Genomic DNA, 17,972 nt, shown 5'->3' with positions numbered 1-17,972 from the left:
GTACTATATGCCATGGCTTTATTATAACATGTATTTTATAAACTAAGTGACTATATTATCAGTATAGCATAAAAGCGCTTAAATGAAGGATAAAAAACGAAGTTTAAAAAGATAAACCTCGTTTTTATTTTCTTTATTGTTAGTTTGTCGCTAGAATATGTCGCAATTGCACTGCACTAGGAGAAACAATTGGTAAAAAGGCACCTTCATTCCAACGACGTATGAAACCGGATGTCGATTTACTAAAATATCCTCTACCGCCACCAGCTTGTAGTTCTAACAAGAGACTTTGAGCAACAATATCAACAATATCAATTCGTAACTGGAATAGCTCACGCGGATTTCTAACGAAATAGGACTCTTCAGATAGTCCTTGATAGAGAGAATGTCGAATATCATCTAACTGTTCGACCTGATGCTGCCATTCTTCCTTCAAGACACCTCGTTTCCCCAATTCTTTTTCGACTTCTGAGAGTGAACGTTCAGCCAAACCAAAGGCTAGGCCAAATTGGTAGCCTAAAAAGGCTGGACGATTTTGCGCTAAAAATTGATGGGCATCCCTCGATAGAATCCACTCTTCCTTTAAAGATACCTTGTTAAAAGTCAGAGCTGCTGTATTTCCTCCTTGGAGAGAAACAAATTCCAAATCTTCGGAACGACTAAAGTTTTCTGCGTCCGATGGTACAGCTACTACGTAACTTTTACTCGGATCATCTGCAAATCCTGCTACAAAAATAGTGAGGAAGCGATCCCTACGAACATTGGTCACCCAAGGAAGTCGTCCTTTTAGGTAATAATTCCCATTTTCTTCAAGGATTCGAACATTTAGTTCCTCTAAGTCAGATAGATACTTGACTGCATTAGATAAGGCCGTAGCACCTGCATATTCTCCTGATAAGAGTTTTTCCAAGTAAACTTCTTTGAAATAAGCATTATCAGTATGCAGAATATTGTCTATTAAAGTTCGTTGCCCCCATGAGATAAAGGAAGCTGTTAAGGAATGTTGAGCGAGTTCTGCAAGGATATCGATAACATCTTGATCACTTCCACCTAGCCCTCCAAGAACTTTTGGTACTCCTACACGAAAGGCACCTTCTGCAGCAATTTTCTCAATCAGCTCTTCTCCAGCTTGACATGATTTTTTGTCAATTTCATCGGCGTGCTGGTCTAACCAACTTAAAAATTCTTCTGAAAAAAATCCCATACTCTGCCCTCCTCTTATGCATAAGGTTGTAATTCTGGATTAATCGGTGTGTTAGCTAGGTTGTTGGCATAGTTACAAAGACTTGCTAGACTGACACCGAGAACAACATCCAAGGCATTTTCTTGCGTATAGCCTGCTTCAAGAAATTCTCCAAGAGCTTCATCTCCTACGCGCCCTTTGGTATTGATAACTGCCAAGGTAAACTTAGCTAGGGTATCCAGCTTAGGATCGCTTTCGATTGGAGTACGATTGCGAAGGGCTTGAAGTAGGTCATTGTTCATCTGGATTTGCTTGATAGAAAAGGCTGTATGGCCAGCGACGCAGAAGGCACAACCGTTGGTTACAGCTGCAGTGATTTGCACCACTTCTCGTTCTACAGGTGTTAGACTATTGCGACGGTTAATAGCTCCAACAGTGCGATAAGCCTCTAGGGCTGTAGGGGCATTGGCCAAAAGACCGATAAGATTTGGGATATAACCATTGTTGTCCTTTTGTACCGTTTCAAGAACTTCTTTCACTTCTGCTGGTGCTGATTCTACTGTGTGGATAGTAAATGTTGTCATAAGGGGACCTCTTTTCGTTTTGTAATTAAATAGTTTCTGCGAAAATCTTACGAAATCTCATCAGCCTATTGAACAAATCCTTGCCTTGATTGATGACTCATTAGCTTTTCGTTGACAATAAGTCTAACACAGAATCTATACCTTGCATAATATATATTTTAAATTGCACTGATAAAAAATTTTTATGAAAACAAAAAAATCACACCAGATGTGTGATCATACTGTTAATTTATCTGATGCTTGTTTCTTAAAACCAAGATGGACTCTACTAGTAAGCAGAAGATAGCCAAGACAAAGCCAGTAAATACTCCAAAATATTCTGTGATAGAACTCATTAGAAAAACAGAAGCAGAAAAGGCCAATGTAGAGACAACTTCGATAACGGAGTAAACATTCACAAGTTCCTTCTCATCAACCGATTCCTGTAAAAATACGCTCTCAGGGACTTCCTTAATCTGAGATAGAAAACCAATTACTAGAGATAGGAATAGAAAAGCAGATGGATTTGGAAATAACACTATCAACAGAGTTACTAGTGCTGTCGCTAACAAAGAAAAGGTCATAGTTTGATATTTATAGGTAACAACTTTCTCTGCTAAACGGAAGACAATAGCACCTCCCAAGATAATCCCCAAGGAATAGGATGTATTGACGTAGCCCCAATAGCTTTCTGACCGATGTAAAATCTCAGTCACAAAAACAAGTAAAACAGAAGATACCCAGATAGCATTAGCTAAAATTTCTAAAAGATTGGCTTGGACAATAAAGCGTAATCTTGATTCTTTAGCCACCAATCGCCAACCTTTTGTTAACGTCTCAACATTCGTTTCAGAGGACAACTCTTCTTTTTCGACTAGTGGCAAACCAAACATCAAAATCGTCGAAATTGTAAACAAAACTAACACAATGAGCAGACTAGGATTCATTCCCAGACTCGCAAATAAGAAACCTCCTAAGCCCCAACCTACTAGCTGTACACTTTCACCACTCATAGAAATAGCTGCGTTCGCTTTAGCTAAATCACTTGCATAGCGTGGAACAATCGCATAGGAAACGGGCGCTGCAAAACCATCCAAAACGGAGATTAAGGTAACAATAGCATATAAAAGAGGGAGGGAAATAGTTTCAGATTGCTTGAGTAGAAAAACCAAAATCGCTAGCAGAATCGTCTTACCCAATTGAGTCAAGAAAAGAACACGATTTAAAGCTAATCTCTTCGTTACTAATGGAACTAAGAAACTAGCTAAAAAGGAGGATAGTCCAATCAGAATTGGTACTAGGGAGGTTGAAATGACCGAACCAGATAAGACAAACACATTTGCAATCACAATGACTCTAAAAAAGACATCTGCTAGATTCGCTATTCCCTGTGAAGTCACTAATTTTCGAATATCTTTTGACATAAACACCTCCAGTTTATTTTTCTTTCTCACATAGATGAAACAAGACATATCAGAACAAAAACAGATTTATGCTGACTATTATACAATAAATAAAAGTTCAAATAAAGAATATCATAAAAGAAGTACTCTTGAATTCCATTCATCTTATGACATAATACTCTTCGAAAATCTCTTCAAACCGCGTCAACGTCGCCTTGCCGTATGTGTAGGATACTGACTACGTCAGTTCCATCTACAACCTCAAAGCAGTGCTTTGAGCTGATTTCGTCAGTTCTATCTACAACCTCAAAGCAGTGCTTTGAGCAACCTGCGGCTAGTTTGCTCTTTGATTTTCATTGAGTATAAAATAAAAGACTAACCCTAGTAGTGAAAAAACTAGCATCTCACAAACAGATGCTAGTCTTATCTATAAATGGGAATATCAATCTTACATTATTTATCAAAATACTTCTTCGTCTCAGCGATAACGACTGGTGATAAGGCTAAGAGTGCAATCAAGTTTGGTAGAGCCATGAGGGCATTGACGATATCCGCAATGACCCAGACCATATCCAACTCGATGAATCCTCCTAGTAAAACCATGAGTACAAAGACCACACGATAAAGCCAGATAAAGCGAACGCCAAAGAGAAACTCAAAACAACGCTCTCCGTAATAGTTCCATCCCAAAATCGTAGTAAAGGCAAAGAGTACCAAGAAGATTGTTAGAAGAGCAGGTCCAAAGAAAGAAAATACTGTAGAAAAAGCTGACTGAGTTAGAGCAACACCATCTAAATTACCATTCCAAACCCCAGTCACCAAGATTGTCAAACCAGTCAATGTACAGATAATCAAGGTATCAATAAAGGTTCCTGTCATGGAAATCAAACCTTGCTCCACCGGTTCGTTGGTCTTAGCTGCCGCAGCCGCAATGGGAGCTGAACCCAAGCCAGACTCATTTGAGAAGACACCACGCGCCACACCATTTTGAATAGCAGTTCGGATACTGGCTCCTGCAAAGCCTCCTACTGCAGCCACTGGACTAAAAGCCGATGTAAAGACCAAGGCCAGAGTTTCAGGGATTTTCTCGATATTAAAGAAAATGACTGTCAAGGTTCCCAAGATATAGACAATAGCCATAAAGGGAACAACGGTGGTTGAAACCTTAGAAATGGACTTGAGCCCACCAAAGACTGCGATACCTACGAAAATAGATAAAACAAGTGCAGTAATTGTCGGATCAATACTAGCCGTATTTTGCACGGATTCTGTAATGGAATTCACCTGGGTAAAAGTACCAATCCCTAAAAGTGCAACTAGTACTCCAGCTACAGCAAAGAAGATTGCAAGAGGGCGCCATTTTTCGCCCATCCCTAGAAGGATATAATGCATCGGTCCTCCTGCTACCGCACCATGATCATCCTTGGTTCGATATTTGATAGCAAGTAGTCCTTCTGCATACTTGGTTGCCATTCCAAAGAAAGCAGCCACCCACATCCAAAAAAGAGCCCCTGGTCCTCCAAACTTGATAGCCGTTGCGACCCCGATGATATTTCCTGTACCAACAGTTGCTGCTAGGGCTGTACACAAGGCAGCAAAGCTCGACACATCTCCATACCCCTTATCCTTGGTGAAAATAAGCTGGAAGGCCTTAGGGAGACGCAGGATTTGTAAAAGCCCTAAACGAAGAGTCAAATAAATCCCTGTACCAACCAATAAAATCAAAAGGGGTGGACCCCATACCAGAGCATCCAGCTCTTTTAGCAAATTTAACATACCATTCTCCTATCTATTCAACCCCAAAAGAAAGAGCACATGTTAAAAACATGTACTCTGGAATGCATCGATAAATGCCAAAAAGCGCTCTATCATTGCTCTGTCCTTTTACCTGAGAGTTTGAGCAGTTGCCTGCCTTGCCCCTTCGGTGCCTTTACGGTCTCTCCAGAGTTCCGTCCATTTACAGTCATGAAAAATCAAACGATTTTCCACTTCTATTAAACTTCATTCGGTGTTGTATTTAATTTTTTCTTATTTTACAAGAAAATTTAGCTCTTGTCAATTATTTTCAGAAAATTTTATTATACTTTTTATGATTTTTGCTTTACTGAAAGTTCTATAATGAAGTTAGCCATCCAGCCCTCCTAAAAATTAGATGCTTCAACTAACTTATAGCTAGTACTCGATTTCATTTGATAAGAGGCTTGATGATGTTAGACTGGTGTCCAAGGCTAAGACTAGCCTTGCTTTAGCTGACAAAACAGCTTCAGGGGCTCCTCTTGTCACATGAAATCTCTTATAGGCATAAGAAAACAGCTCTGTATTATACTTGTTGTTCAACCACAAACACAAGAAAGGCACAGAGATTCAAAGCCATTATACTACAAAAGCCAAACATTTGACAATCGATAGCCGTCGGTTAATCGAACTATGGAAAAAAAGGGAAATCAAATAGAGAAATTGCCCCTCTACTTGGAAAAACTCCTCAAACTATCCATACTGAAATCAAGCGTGGGACAGTCCTACAATGTGTTGGAATAGGGCGCTTCTAAATGGTTTATTCTGCCGACTATGCTCAACAGTCTTATGAAAGTGCTGGCATTAAAAAATCCTCACACATCACGCAAGGAAATCGATATATCAAGCAAGCTTTGACTATGTCGGGATTGATTGCAGCACATTCTAAGGATCCAGCTTTTTCTTCTTTTTACAATCGAATTTCCCAAAGAGGAAGCAAGATGAAAGCCATCATTGCTTGCGCACATAAGATTCTCAGAATCATTTACAAACTACTCTCCACCAAACAGACTTATCAAACAGAAAAGGCGCTAGGACTGAGGAAACAGTTCTAACGCCCAAAATAAAAAATTTTCAATTACAGTGTAGCACAGGAAGTGATTTTTTTGCGCTTTTTACTGTTTTTTTCAAATAAAATACTAAATTATTTTTAACAATCAACTTGTGATAATAGCCTTTAAATAAACATTTTGAATTTTCTTTGTCTTTCTTTACATTTCTAAAATGCCGATTGCAGGGCTTGAACCTGTGACCTTCGCGTTACGAATGCGGTGCTCTACCAACTGAGCTAAATCGGCGATTCCACTTATAGTATAGCACTATAAGGACGGATGTCAAGGGATTCTTAACCTATCTTTTTAATCAAAATCTGACAAGGATTTTGGGGTCCCCACAGTTGTGGAAAAATCTCTAATTTTTTAAAGCCAAGACTGCGATAAAAGACATTTGTTCGGTCATAATCTTTATTAGAGCCTTGTGCCACTGTTTTCACCTGCAAAAAATCAACATTTTTACTGGCTTCACTTTCTAAAGTAGCAAGTAACTGACTACCAATTCCTTTGCCTTGATAAGCTTTTTTGACTCCGAGACAGTCAATCTCTGCACAATCTTCACTAGAATAGGACAAGCTTACAAAGCCAGTCAAATCACTCTCCTGATAGGTAGCCCAGACTTTCAAGTCCTTGGCTCCTTCGATATAGGCTTGCGTACTTTCTGGAATTCCAAACCATTCTGGCAAATCCTTTAAAACCTCAGCGACAACTGCCATTTTTTGATTAACATCTTTCACTTCTTCAATTACAAACATCATAAAATCCTTTCATGATTTTAGTCCAATTTTTGCTATTAAGAACCCGCACTTTCATAGGCATCTAAGCCCCTATCCCAGAGTTTTAGAGAGATTCCAAAGAAGATAAGAGAAATCAGAATCAAACCACCAATATTAAAGAGTCCATCTTTATCCTGCAAGAAATAGCTGGAAGGGTAGTAAGCCGTAAAGGCAAAAGGCACGATAAAACTGATCAACCAACGAAGAAGTGAATTGTATATAGAAATCGGGTATTTGGCAAAATCATTAAACATATAGAAAATGTAAATCATGGCGCCTGACTGCTTGGTCCAAAAAGCAATACTAGCTGTCGCGATTTTCAAGGAAGTATAAATCAAGGTCGCAAAAGGAATACAAACTAGGAAAAGCAGGAATTTTGGAAGCGTCCAAGCAATGCTGGTCACTGTTGTTCCCAGTAAAATTCCACCAACCAAGAGTTCGCCCAAGGCATCAATCTGAAAGGTTTCAACTAGGATGTGAAAGAGAGGATTGATAGGACGAGTCAGATACTTGTCAAACTCGCCTTTTCGCACCAAGCGTTGACCTAGCGCCCAGAGATTATCAAAAAAGAGATGGTCCAGTCCCTTGGGAATCAAGGAAAATCCATAGATGAAAGCAATTTCTTGAAAAGTCCAACCTTCTAGGGATGGGATATGTTGAAAAATGACATTGAGAAACAAGAGGTTCAAGCCTTGAGTCAGAAAAACTCCTAGGACACCAACCACAAAATCCACCTTGTATTCCATGATTTGTTTGATGTATTGTCTGATAAAAATCAGATGCATGCGTTGATATTTTTTCATACTAACCTCCCTGAATGGTAATAAAGGACTGAACTCGTTTCCAAATCAACTGAGACAAACCCACCATCACTATAAGCCAGAAAAGCTGAAGCAAAAGTGCTTGAAGAATCTGACTGGTATCGTATTTCCCAACAATGATCATGACCGGAGTGTAAATTAAGGATGAAAATGGCAGGAAGGAGAGAATATCTGAAACAACCTTGGGAAAGAAAGCCAAGGGAATCAAACTCCCAGACATAAAGGCCACTATGGAAGTCTTGAGTAGATTGGAACCCCAAAGATTTTTAAAAACAAAGGCTGAAAAACCAAAACAGATATTAAAGAAAAAGTTAATCAGATAGGCCAGCGTTAAGCTAAACAGATAGAGGACTGTTAAGCCCAGCACTTCTACAATCCCTTGCCCAGACAAGATTTTCATCAAGACAATGACACTTAAAAATGGCAGTCCAACAGAGATAAAAATCAACCACTTGGAACCAAGCTCTGTAAAAAGGTAAGATGCCGCAAAATGTACTGGTCGCAACAAGCGCATGATAATGGAACCATCCTTGACCTCCTCCCCAATCATAAAAGAGCTATCTGACTTGGTCAACAGATTAGTCACAAAACTCATGATAATGTAGAGGGTGATATCTGCCATGCTGAAGCCCTGAATCAAGGACTCCTGCGAGGAATCAAAGACAGCCTTCCAGAGATAAAAGGCCACAAAAGCACCCATGACATCGCCGATCCGATAAAGAATAAAGTTGACTCGATAGCTAATCAACTCCTGAATCCCTGCATTGATAAAGGGTTTATAACGTCTCCACAATTTGACCATCTTAGAGCTCCTTTCGGTAGAAGCGACGAATAATATCCTCAATATCTGTATCAACCATCTTCAAATCACGGATTTCAAAATCAGACAAGGTTTGCTTGATAATATCAGTTGACTGGTAGCGGGAACTATCAAATTCAATGGTCAGGCTATTTCCTTGTCTATCAATGGTCATATCAGGCAAGCATTCAAAGTGAGAGACGAGATGACTTTGACCTGGTAGCAGTTCAAAGGAAAGAATCTTCATCTTACCAAAGGTCTCCTTGAGCTGACTAACTGTTCCATCAAAAATCTCCTGCCCCTTGTCAATCATGAAAATCCGATCACAAAGTTGCTCAATATCACTCAGGTCGTGAGTGGTTAAAAGAATGGTGGTTTCTTCCTCTTGATTGATCTGAGTAATGGCGCGACGAATGTTGTCTTTGACCGAAACGTCCAACCCAATGGTCGGCTCATCTAAAAAGAGAACCTTAGGATTGTGGAGCAAGGAAGCCGCAATGTCCGCCCGCATCCGTTGACCCAGTGAAAGAGTCCGCACAGGATCCTTGATAAATTCCTTCAAATCCAAAACTTCATTCAAAAAATCCATGCGCTTATGGAAGAGTGAGTCTGGCACATCGTAAATTTCTTTTAAAACCGTGTAGGTCTCTTGTAGAGCCAAATCCCACCATAACTGAGTTCGTTGTCCAAAGACAACCCCAATATCCTTGACATAATCTTGGCGATTATCCTGCGGAATTTTGCCATTAATCCGACAAAAACCAGATGTCGGTTTCAAAATCCCTGTCAGCATTTTGATGGTTGTCGACTTTCCAGCACCATTAGCACCAATAAAGCCTAAAATTTGTCCTTTTGGCACCTCAAAGGTCAAATCCTTGACCGCTTCAAAAGTCTGCTTTTCAGGATGAATAAAGGATCGTAAAGCCCCCTTCAAACCTGGTTCCTTAACAGTCTTCACAAAATTTTTCTGAAGGTGTTCCACTTCTATCATAGCCATATCTATCTCCCTATGATAAGGAATAGAAAATCGTATTTTCCAATACAAGTAATCTAAATCCTTACTTTCTAAACCTTTTACGTTTTATTCTTACAGAAGGCTTTATACCAACCTATTATAGTCCAATAAAAAACGGAATGCAAGCGTTTGCCTATAGATTGTGAAATTGAAAATTTCTCTCTTAAAATGGTATTTAAAATTCAAAATTCTGGTTTGATAGTCTCCTTAAAATACCAAAAAAAACTGCCAGAATGGGCAGTTTTCTTTGCTAAAATAAAAAATATATCCAATTCAGTAAGTCAAAGCACACAAAAATTTAAAAACCTAAACGTTCTTGATCCCAATTGCCATACTCATCATATCCAAATCCATCAGGATCCATCGCATCAATACCACATTGTTCTAGAAATCTTGAACAGTCATGACAGTAGTAATCTTCATACCTTTCATCACTAGCTTCCCAATCAATATCCTTTTTTGTAAACTGTTGTAAGCACTCTCTACACTCGTATAGTTTTGGCATAATATTACCTCTTTTTAGTTTTCATTAAAATTTTCAATGTAGTCAATAATTTTTAATTTCATCGATTTTGTAATAGGATATTTTTTAACCAATTCAATAGCTTCTTCCTTAGAAGATGTTTTAAGATGTTCTTTAAGAACAAGCTTTGTAACTTCTTCATAACCTAACTCCGCTATCTTATCGGCTAATAAACCAATAGTTGCTAAAAGAACTATTCCTCCTATCATTCCAAAAGGTCCAAGTGCAGCTAAAGCTGCTGTCAATGCTGCCCCACCTGCTAATCCTGTCGCACTCATTGCTATCATTAGTACTACACCAGGTAAACCAAAAGCTGCTATTTTTTTTACAAGTTCATCCATTGTAACACTCCTTTACTTTATATAAAATTAACTTGCTTTAATTGAACAAACAATTATATATGCATTAACTATTCCAATTCTATATTTTTTGTTCAGTATTTTTGCACATTCTAAGACACTTAAGTCTCCAGATTCTATGAAATCTATTTCTGGTCCTTTATTGTTTATCAAAAAGTCCGTAAACTTTTTAGTAATTATGTTCTTTCTAACCAATAGAAAGAAACACAAAGAAATTAACAATAAGATAAACGCCAATTGAATATCCATAAAAACACTCCTCTTATTTAGATAAGCATAGTATAGTACAATATTTTTATCTTGTCAAGAATTTTGTTCAAATGTTTTATTTTTGTCTTCGGAAAATATTTTACCGTAGACAACTATTTAAATTATATTTTATTTTTGTTATAATAGAAATAGAAAATTATAGGTAAGAAGATATGTTAAAAGAAAAATATCCATCAACAGAAGATACAAGAGCAATTCTACAAAATAACTTAAAAGCTATTCGAGAGATTTTGAATTGGACAAGTTCAGATCTCAGCAATCTTATAGGAGTTACTAAACAAACCATCAGAAATCTTGAAACTCAAAAAAGTAGATTAACTAAACTCCATTATATTGCATTACGTACCGTAATAGATTTTGAAATTGAAAATTTAAAAACGACAGATCAAGACAGAGCTGATAGAGCAGAGTTGTTGCTAAATTTTTTTGATGAATCAGAAAAATATGCGGTGTCTGAGAATAAATCAGTAGATTTTGAACAAATTAGTGAAGCATCTTCGTTAATTGCAACTACCTCTACTGTTAAAAATGCTTCTAGAATCATTGGTTCACTTGCACCAATTATTGGGGCAACAGTTGTTGCAGCCTTAATGAACTCAAAAGACAAGAAATAAAAAAAATAAGCAAAAAACGAACAATCATCTAATCGTTTTTCGCTTATTTTTTTGTATTACAATATTTACTGTCCAAACACAAAAACCCACCTTCACAGGCGGGTTTCATTTTGTATTGTTCAGCTAGATTAAGCTTTACCTTCTGAACCGAATACGTCGATACGTTCTTCAACTGATGCTTGGATAGCTTTGACACCGTCAGCCAAGAATTTACGTGGGTCGAAGAGTTTTTTCTTGTCGTATTCTGCTTCGTTTGCTTCGTAGTCACGAGCAAATTTACGAGTTGCGTTAGCGAATGCGATTTGGCATTCAGTGTTAACGTTAACTTTAGCAACACCAAGTTTGATAGCTGCTTGGATTTGGTCATCAGGAATACCTGATCCACCGTGCAATACGATTGGGAATCCTGGTACAGCTTCAGTCAATTTTTGCAAGTGATCAAGGTGAAGACCTTTCCAGTTTGCTGGGTAAGGACCGTGGATGTTACCGATACCAGCTGCCAAGAAGTCGATACCAGTTGCAACCATTGCTTTAGCATCTTCGATTGGAGCCAATTCACCGTCACCGATGATTCCGTCTTCTTCACCACCGATAGTTCCAACTTCAGCTTCTACTGATACACCATTTGCGTGAGCAAATTCTACAACTTTACGAGCTTTTTCAAGGTTTTCTTCAACTGGAAGGTGTGAACCGTCAAACATTACTGAAGTATAACCAACTTGAATACACTCAAGTGCATCTTCGTAGTGACCGTGGTCAAGGTGGATAGCTACTGGTACAGTGATACCCATTGATTCAACAAGGTTAGCGATCAAGTTGCGAGCAACTTTATAACCACCCATGTATTTAGCAGCACCCATTGAAGTTTGGATCAAAACTGGAGCTTGTTTAGCTTCTGCTGCGCGCAAGATAGCTTGAGTCCACTCAAGATTGTTTGTGTTAAATCCACCAACTGCATAACCGTTGTCACGAGCTGCTTGGACAAATTTTTCTGCTGAAACGATTGCCATTTTATCAGGCCTCCTGTATATTTTTATGGGACATCCCATTTACATTGTTCATTTTATCACTTTTTAGCAAAAAAAGCTAGTTTTTCCCGTAGTTTCGATTGAATTTCTTCTATTTTCAGATATGTAAACCTTTTCCCACTTGGTCTAATCCTTGTTCTGAGGCAGGTTCATGTAAAATGCCAAGTAGTCGTTATATCTTTCGAAACGATAGTCGATTTCTTCATTTTCTAATAAACTTTTAACTACGAAGAGTCCCAATCCAGCTCCCTTACTTTGTCGACTAGAAGCCGTAAAGGATTGTTCAAATTTATCTTGTTCCTCAAGTGTACAACTGTTCTCAATAAATATCCAGCCATCCTTATCACCGATTTTGAGATAGCCACCTTGGATAGAATGCTTCACCGCATTACTGATCAGATTTGAAAGAATCAGCTTGAGTACAGAAGGATTTAGATAAGTTTGTTGGTTAGTCAGTTGATTTTCGATAGAGATTTCTCTCTCTTTGGCTAATAAGTCATAGTCCTTCAATAGAAGATTGGTCATATCTAGAAGGTTGATTTCTTCCTTCTTATCTCGCAATTCCTGTACCGAAGAAAGGGATAGAATTTGCTGAACGTGCTGACTTAAATCATCCACAATTCCTAGAGAAACTCCAAGGTAATGGTCTCTATCTTTATAACGTCCGATATTGGCTTGCATATTTTCCAGAAGAATCTTCAGACTTGCTAGAGGTGTTTTCAGTTCGTGGGAAGCTCCTCGCAAAAACTCAACCTTCATCTTTTCTAGTTGAAGGATGGCTTCGTTCTTTTCATGCAAGTCTGCAATGACCGTCAAGAGATGCTGATAAAGGCTGTTGATTTGTTCTTTGAGATCGCCAATTTCATCCTTAGAATCCACGCGCAACCTCACTTCTGCATCCAAATCCATCATCCGTCGAGTCACTCGTTTGATTTCCAAAATAGGAGCAACAATGGTTCTAGCATAGATAAAGGCGATGAGGAGAGAAATGATAAAAGACGCTAATAAAGTATAAGGCAGAAATTGAAGACTGATGTCTTCTGCTTCTTTCTGCAAATCCATAGAAGCCAAGAATTGCAAGGTCATGGTCTGACCATCCTTAGTTTGAACTTCTCTTTCCTCAATAACCAAGGAAGCCGTCTGTCGTTCTTTATCAATGGGAAGATTATCATTGACTTCCAACTTATCCTGAGTCATCTCTCCCTTAACAGCTCCCTTAATATCACTGCTTTTAGAATAAAGTTCAAGGACTTCCTGAATAGCTTGACTATCTTTGCCTTGGAGAGACTGGGCAATTTCTGTAGCCTTTTGCCCGATGCTTTCCTGACGGTGACTGAGATAGGTCGATGGAAAGAGGAAATAGATGGCCAAATGCAAACAAATGACCAAGGTAGAAAATACCGAGAAAGTATAGATAAAAATTTTTTTAAATAAACCTGAACGTCTCATTTTCTCTCCAATTTATAACCAACATTGCGCACGGTAAGAATACAGTCTAAATCTAATTTTTTCCGTAGTTCCTTGATGTAAACGTCAATAACACGATCGAAAGGTACTTCATCTGTCAATTTCCATACAGCGTCGATAATCTGAGCTCTAGTCAAAGCACGACCTTCGTTTTTAACGAGATAGTCTAAAATTTCTAATTCTTTTGCATTCACTGCAACTTCTTGATCAGCCACTGTGGCACTATAACTGTCAAAATCGACCTTGGTATCCTTATAGGTAAAGCTACGACCAGTATCATAATAACGTTTAAAGATGGCATCCACTCGTACTTTTAACAAAGATAGAGAAAAAGGCTTTTCCAAATAACCATCTGCTAATGCAGCAAAGGCACTCATCTTATATTCTTCGTCCTGAAAGGCTGTCAACATCAAGACAGGAACTTGGCTGCTTTTACGGATTTCTGACAAAACCTCTAAACCATTGAGTTTAGGCATTTGAATATCTAGGAGAATCAGAGCAACTTGGTGATTGGAAAATTGTTCTAAGGCCTCAAGGCCATCTGCTGCCTGAATGGTTTCATAGCCACAATCCGCCAAATAGTCACTAATTCCCTCACGGATCATGTCTTCATCTTCTACAATTAGAATTTTCATATAAATCCTTTTCTATCAAAAATGCTACCTATATTATATCTCATTTGAGTGAGAATAGGTAGCAGGTTTTTTATTCACTATCCAACAAGAGTTCTTTTGGTTGTTTAAAGAGAAGATTGCTTGAAGCAAGCGCCATAACTAGTACTACTAAAACCAAGCCAAGTACAAAGATGATGGCAAAGTCTGATGGTTGAATGGAAATATCCAGACTTGAAAGTGTCTTGCTAAAGCCGTCAACTTCTGCACCACCACCGAGATTGGAAGCTTGTGCAGCCTTACTTGCCTGCTTGGCCACATCTGATGTGACATTGGCAAGAACTGTATTTCCAATAGCACGCGCTGTATAGTTGGCTAGGAAGTAGGCTGAAATAAGAGCTGGAATTGCAATCATAACCGCTTCTGTAATAAATTGACCTAGAATACTTGCTTGTTTAAGACCAATTGAAAGGAGAATTCCCACTTCTTTACGACGAGCATTAATCCAAAGTGTCAGTAATAGACCAAGTAGGAGAACTGAGAAGCCTAAACTACCCCAGAAGAGCAGATTAGCCATCTTGTACATGCCTGAGATAGATTGTTCAAGAGCAGGATAGTTTGATGAACTCTTGATTAAGCTATACATCTTCCAGTTGATACCGTTGATAGATCCTAATTCTTGCATGACACTATCTAGGTTCTTATCTCCAGCTACAAAGAAGGTAGCATCTCCATAGATAGCTGTATCTTCTGTATAACCATAGAGCTGGGCAGCTGTGTGAATATCTGTGATAGCTGTATTCTCATAAAGTTCTTGTGAGTAGGTTACAGCAGATTTGTTATGTCCATCAAAAAGTCCTTTGATGGTTACTTCTACTGTTTCCTTTGCTCCTTGTTCATTATCGGCATCGTAGATATTGGAGTTGAGTGTTACCTTGTCTCCCACCTTCCAACCATGCTTTTCTGCCAGGTCTTTATGCATTAGAATCTGGTACTTGTCGTCGTTTGTTAAATGCTCACCTTCGACCAGTTTGTAAGAACCTGATACAAACTTGTCTTCTTTAGAAGAGTCATTGACACCCGTTATCATCAAGCTACTTCCAAAACGTTGAGCTCGATCTGGCGTTAGATTTTTCTTGGTTTCAGGTGTCTCAATCAGTTCATAGCCTGTCAAATCACCGATAGCGTTGATACGTTTGATGTAGGATTCGATGGCCTTATTTTCAGTAATTTTTTTAATATCCTCACCCTTTATATTCCCTGCACCACGTGGAGTTCCTTGGTTGACCCTACGGTTGATTTGCATGGAGAAACTATTGGTGATATTTTTAAAGGTTTCTTGAGAAGCCTTGGCTGTCGCACCCTTGATAGACAAGCCGACCAAACTCAAACTAGCCATCAAGAGAATGATAAGAAAGATCACAATAGACTTAAAAAATTTTCTTGTGACATAGGCAAATGCGTTGTGTAACATAAGATTCCTTTCTAGATTTACTTCAGTTTTTAATATGTTTAAAAGTTTTAGTTACTATTTTTTCTTGTTTCAGTCAGTTTCTTATCCTTCAATTCAAGTGTAATATCTGACGCCTGTGCTACTTCCTTGCTGTGGGTCACAACGATCACACACTTGCCTGTTTTCTCAGCGAGAGATTTGAGCAAATCGATGATATCCCCAGCAGTCTTAGGATCTAGGTTTCCTGTTGGTTCATCTGCTAAAATCACTGGCGCCTCAGATACAAGACTACGAGCAATGGCAACCCGTTGTTGCTGTCCACCTGATAATTGGAGAACATTCCGCTTGATCTGACTTTCATCTAAACCAAGTTCAAGAAGGGTATCTTTGCCAGCTTTTTTATTAACCAAGCGGATATTTTCCAATGGAGAAAGATAATCAATCAAGTTATAGTTTTGGAAAACCAAAGAAATATGGTGCATTCGGTGATAAGAATATCCTTGTTCACGAATATCCTTGCCTTCGAATAAGATAGCACCTTCGACTGGGCTATCAAGTCCTGCTAATAGAGATAAGAGTGTCGATTTCCCAGCTCCTGATTCACCAATGATACTATAAAACTTGCCAGGTTCAAAATCATAATTGATTTTATATAAGACTGCTTCTGCAGTGTTCTTGTAACGATAAGTAAGATCTTGTAATTGTAGTAAAGTCATAATTTCTCCTTTATTAACTGATGGATGATAAAATTTCTTTCGGTGATTTTCTAAATAAAAATAGGAAACAAAGTGCAACTGACAAGCAGCTAATGATAAGTAGGAAGATATAAGATTCTCCAAATGATAGAAGACTTGTTGAAAGACTCGTTGCTTTTGCTAGAGTATCTTGTAGTGCAGCTTGGTCGCCACTTGCTAGTACAGTCTTCAAGAGATAGGAAGTAATGGCATTCCCAGCCACAAATGCCGGCAGAATAGATGCCAATGAAACTAGGATAACTTCTAGGCAGAATTGGCTAAAGATTGCTCCTTTTCCCTTACCTAGTGCCAATAAAATACCAACCTCGTAGACCCGCTCTCGTAACCAAAGTGACAAGACCAAGACCAGCGCTCCTACCCCAGCAATCATAATGCCATAGAGGAAAATCTGTAGGAAGGTTTGGAAGGTCGAAACTGAATCCTTGATTTGTTCAAAAGCCTTATTTCCCTTTTCGACTTGATAACCTTTCGTTTCAAGAGATAACTTTTCAACCTCTTGAATGATACTATCCATATCTTTTGGATTTTCTAGATAGAAACGAGCGGCAGTAACTTGAGCTTCCTTATTTCCAAGAAGAGTTTGGCTACTTTCGTAGTCTGTATAGACCGTGTTTTCACTAAAGTCTGATGAGAGACCGGTAAATTTCTCTTGCTTCCGACCTGAGAAAGTACCTACGATTTCATAATCTAGCCTTTGTCCACTACTTCCTTCAACTTGACCAGGATTTAAACTAATCTTATCCCCAAGTTTTAAGTTATTCTTCTTAGCTAATTCTTCATGGACTAAGATTTTCTGACTATCTCCTTTTTCTAGGTGTCTTCCTTCTTTAAGGGTAAAGGCAGAACTTGTAAAAGAAACATCCTTGGAAGAGTCTCCTAATGCAATCAAACTGATAAGATTTTTTTCAGCCTCTGTCAAATCATCCCTTTGGATACTTTGCTCTCCAGTGACGACTTCTTTGTCAGTCAACTTAGCTATTGTTTCAAGCTCTGGAGAAATCTCCTCAAGACCCTTTATCTTTTTAAGGTCATCTAGTTGAGACAGTTGAAAGGTCTGATCTGCTTCTATTCTTTTAATAGAAAAAGATGTATTCAATGAGCGATAGAGATTATTTTCTACTGTTTTGTTGGACTTCATAAGCGTCAGACAAGCCGATATTCCAGCCAATAAGACAAATAGAATCAAGAATAAAATGAGACTTCTCAGTCGTTTTCTGCTGACGTAAGCCCAAGCTCTTTGAGTGGGATTCATATAGCACCTCCATATTTGTAAAACCATTATAATATTCAAATATGAAATGTTTATGAAATCGAAAAAAAAGAGCAAAATCTTTGCCCTTGTTTATATAAAAATAAAGAGCTAGCCGAAGCTAACTCTTTTCCTATGCGGAGAGAGGGACTTGAACCCTCACGACCTAAAGCGGTCACAGGATCCTTAGTCCTGCGCGTCTGCCAATTCCGCCATCCCCGCGTCGATTACTTTACT

Annotated in this window: 18 protein-coding genes, 2 tRNA genes, 1 pseudogene and 1 riboswitch; of the genes and pseudogenes, 3 read left to right on the top strand and 18 right to left on the bottom strand. The window is 38.5% G+C overall.

The genetic code is table 11. The features are described 5' to 3' along the window. Positions 1–139: 139 nt before the first annotated feature. The 4 genes from RQ973_RS06590 to RQ973_RS06575 all read right to left on the bottom strand — a co-directional run bounded on the left by RQ973_RS06590 (position 140) and on the right by RQ973_RS06575 (position 4,925). Positions 140–1,204 carry an acyl-CoA dehydrogenase family protein gene (locus RQ973_RS06590; RefSeq protein WP_311523273.1) on the bottom strand — a complete coding sequence of 355 codons (1,065 nt, stop codon included), beginning with the start codon at positions 1,202–1,204 and terminating at the stop codon, positions 140–142. 14 nt (positions 1,205–1,218) lie between these two features. Beyond that, positions 1,219–1,767 (bottom strand): carboxymuconolactone decarboxylase family protein, encoded by a 549-nt coding sequence (locus tag RQ973_RS06585; protein WP_311523272.1) that lies wholly within the window; start codon positions 1,765–1,767, stop codon positions 1,219–1,221. 224 nt (positions 1,768–1,991) lie between these two features. Then, complete coding sequence (locus RQ973_RS06580) at positions 1,992–3,170, bottom strand: ryptide export MFS transporter (protein WP_311523270.1); 1,179 nt, start codon at positions 3,168–3,170, stop codon at positions 1,992–1,994. Positions 3,171–3,602: 432 nt separating this feature from the next. Next, positions 3,603–4,925: a sodium:alanine symporter family protein gene (locus RQ973_RS06575; RefSeq protein ID WP_311523268.1), complete on the bottom strand. Its 1,323-nt coding sequence runs from the start codon at positions 4,923–4,925 to the stop codon at positions 3,603–3,605. 90 nt (positions 4,926–5,015) lie between these two features. Beyond that, positions 5,016–5,104, bottom strand: a riboswitch (glycine riboswitch). A 407-nt stretch (positions 5,105–5,511) separates the two neighbouring features. Here RQ973_RS06575 and RQ973_RS06570 point away from each other — a divergent pair. After that, positions 5,512–5,695: pseudogene (locus RQ973_RS06570) on the top strand (helix-turn-helix domain-containing protein); the annotation flags it as partial. A gap of 3 nt (positions 5,696–5,698) precedes the next feature. Continuing rightward, entirely contained in the window at positions 5,699–5,998 is a 300-nt protein-coding gene (locus tag RQ973_RS06565; RefSeq protein WP_311523277.1) for a hypothetical protein, read from the top strand. 170 nt (positions 5,999–6,168) lie between these two features. Here the strand turns inward: RQ973_RS06565 and RQ973_RS06560 are convergent. The 7 genes from RQ973_RS06560 to RQ973_RS06530 all read right to left on the bottom strand — a co-directional run bounded on the left by RQ973_RS06560 (position 6,169) and on the right by RQ973_RS06530 (position 10,270). Further along, positions 6,169–6,241, bottom strand: a tRNA-Thr gene (locus tag RQ973_RS06560). A 47-nt stretch (positions 6,242–6,288) separates the two neighbouring features. Then, positions 6,289–6,750, bottom strand: coding sequence for a GNAT family N-acetyltransferase (locus RQ973_RS06555; protein ID WP_311523275.1), 462 nt, complete (start codon positions 6,748–6,750; stop codon positions 6,289–6,291). A 38-nt stretch (positions 6,751–6,788) separates the two neighbouring features. Then, positions 6,789–7,574 carry an ABC transporter permease gene (locus RQ973_RS06550; protein ID WP_311523266.1) on the bottom strand — a complete coding sequence of 262 codons (786 nt, stop codon included), beginning with the start codon at positions 7,572–7,574 and terminating at the stop codon, positions 6,789–6,791. 1 nt (position 7,575) lies between these two features. After that, positions 7,576–8,394: an ABC-2 family transporter protein gene (locus RQ973_RS06545; protein WP_311523263.1), complete on the bottom strand. Its 819-nt coding sequence runs from the start codon at positions 8,392–8,394 to the stop codon at positions 7,576–7,578. A gap of 1 nt (position 8,395) precedes the next feature. Then, positions 8,396–9,388: an ATP-binding cassette domain-containing protein gene (locus RQ973_RS06540; RefSeq protein ID WP_311523261.1), complete on the bottom strand. Its 993-nt coding sequence runs from the start codon at positions 9,386–9,388 to the stop codon at positions 8,396–8,398. A 316-nt stretch (positions 9,389–9,704) separates the two neighbouring features. Continuing rightward, positions 9,705–9,911, bottom strand: a complete 207-nt coding sequence (locus RQ973_RS06535) for a hypothetical protein (protein WP_311523259.1) — start codon at positions 9,909–9,911, stop codon at positions 9,705–9,707. A gap of 14 nt (positions 9,912–9,925) precedes the next feature. After that, positions 9,926–10,270, bottom strand: a complete 345-nt coding sequence (locus RQ973_RS06530) for a hypothetical protein (protein ID WP_125423419.1) — start codon at positions 10,268–10,270, stop codon at positions 9,926–9,928. A 440-nt stretch (positions 10,271–10,710) separates the two neighbouring features. Between RQ973_RS06530 and RQ973_RS06525 the strand changes: the two genes are divergently transcribed. Beyond that, entirely contained in the window at positions 10,711–11,172 is a 462-nt protein-coding gene (locus tag RQ973_RS06525) for a helix-turn-helix transcriptional regulator (protein WP_268718273.1), read from the top strand. A gap of 128 nt (positions 11,173–11,300) precedes the next feature. Here RQ973_RS06525 and RQ973_RS06520 read toward each other — a convergent pair whose 3' ends face one another. The 7 genes from RQ973_RS06520 to RQ973_RS06490 all read right to left on the bottom strand — a co-directional run bounded on the left by RQ973_RS06520 (position 11,301) and on the right by RQ973_RS06490 (position 17,957). After that, on the bottom strand, positions 11,301–12,182 hold the full coding sequence (locus tag RQ973_RS06520) for a class II fructose-bisphosphate aldolase (RefSeq protein ID WP_049528618.1): 882 nt from the start codon (positions 12,180–12,182) through the stop codon (positions 11,301–11,303). Positions 12,183–12,326: 144 nt separating this feature from the next. Then, on the bottom strand, positions 12,327–13,649 hold the full coding sequence (gene vncS / locus RQ973_RS06515) for a sensor histidine kinase VncS (RefSeq protein WP_311523254.1): 1,323 nt from the start codon (positions 13,647–13,649) through the stop codon (positions 12,327–12,329). Then, positions 13,646–14,302 (bottom strand): response regulator transcription factor, encoded by a 657-nt coding sequence (locus RQ973_RS06510; RefSeq protein ID WP_311523252.1) that lies wholly within the window; start codon positions 14,300–14,302, stop codon positions 13,646–13,648. Before RQ973_RS06510 ends, vncS begins: the two co-directional genes overlap by 4 nt. Positions 14,303–14,372: 70 nt before the next feature. Then, a complete protein-coding gene (gene vex3 / locus RQ973_RS06505) occupies positions 14,373–15,752 on the bottom strand; it encodes an ABC transporter permease subunit Vex3 (RefSeq protein WP_311523250.1) in 1,380 nt (459 codons plus the stop codon). Between the two features lie 47 nt (positions 15,753–15,799). Further along, positions 15,800–16,447, bottom strand: coding sequence for an ABC transporter ATP-binding protein (gene vex2, locus RQ973_RS06500; protein WP_248035985.1), 648 nt, complete (start codon positions 16,445–16,447; stop codon positions 15,800–15,802). A 13-nt stretch (positions 16,448–16,460) separates the two neighbouring features. Next, the gene (locus RQ973_RS06495; RefSeq protein ID WP_248035986.1) at positions 16,461–17,738 is read right to left on the bottom strand and encodes an ABC transporter permease; all 1,278 of its coding nucleotides are present in this window, start codon (positions 17,736–17,738) and stop codon (positions 16,461–16,463) included. 133 nt (positions 17,739–17,871) lie between these two features. Continuing rightward, positions 17,872–17,957: transfer RNA gene (locus RQ973_RS06490), tRNA-Leu, on the bottom strand. Positions 17,958–17,972: the final 15 nt, after the last annotated feature.

This window comes from uncultured Streptococcus sp. (assembly GCF_963511325.1).
GTDB lineage: Bacteria > Bacillota > Bacilli > Lactobacillales > Streptococcaceae > Streptococcus.
The sequence above is the reverse complement of the archived record's forward strand: the minus strand, read 5'-3'. Positions and strand labels throughout refer to the sequence as shown.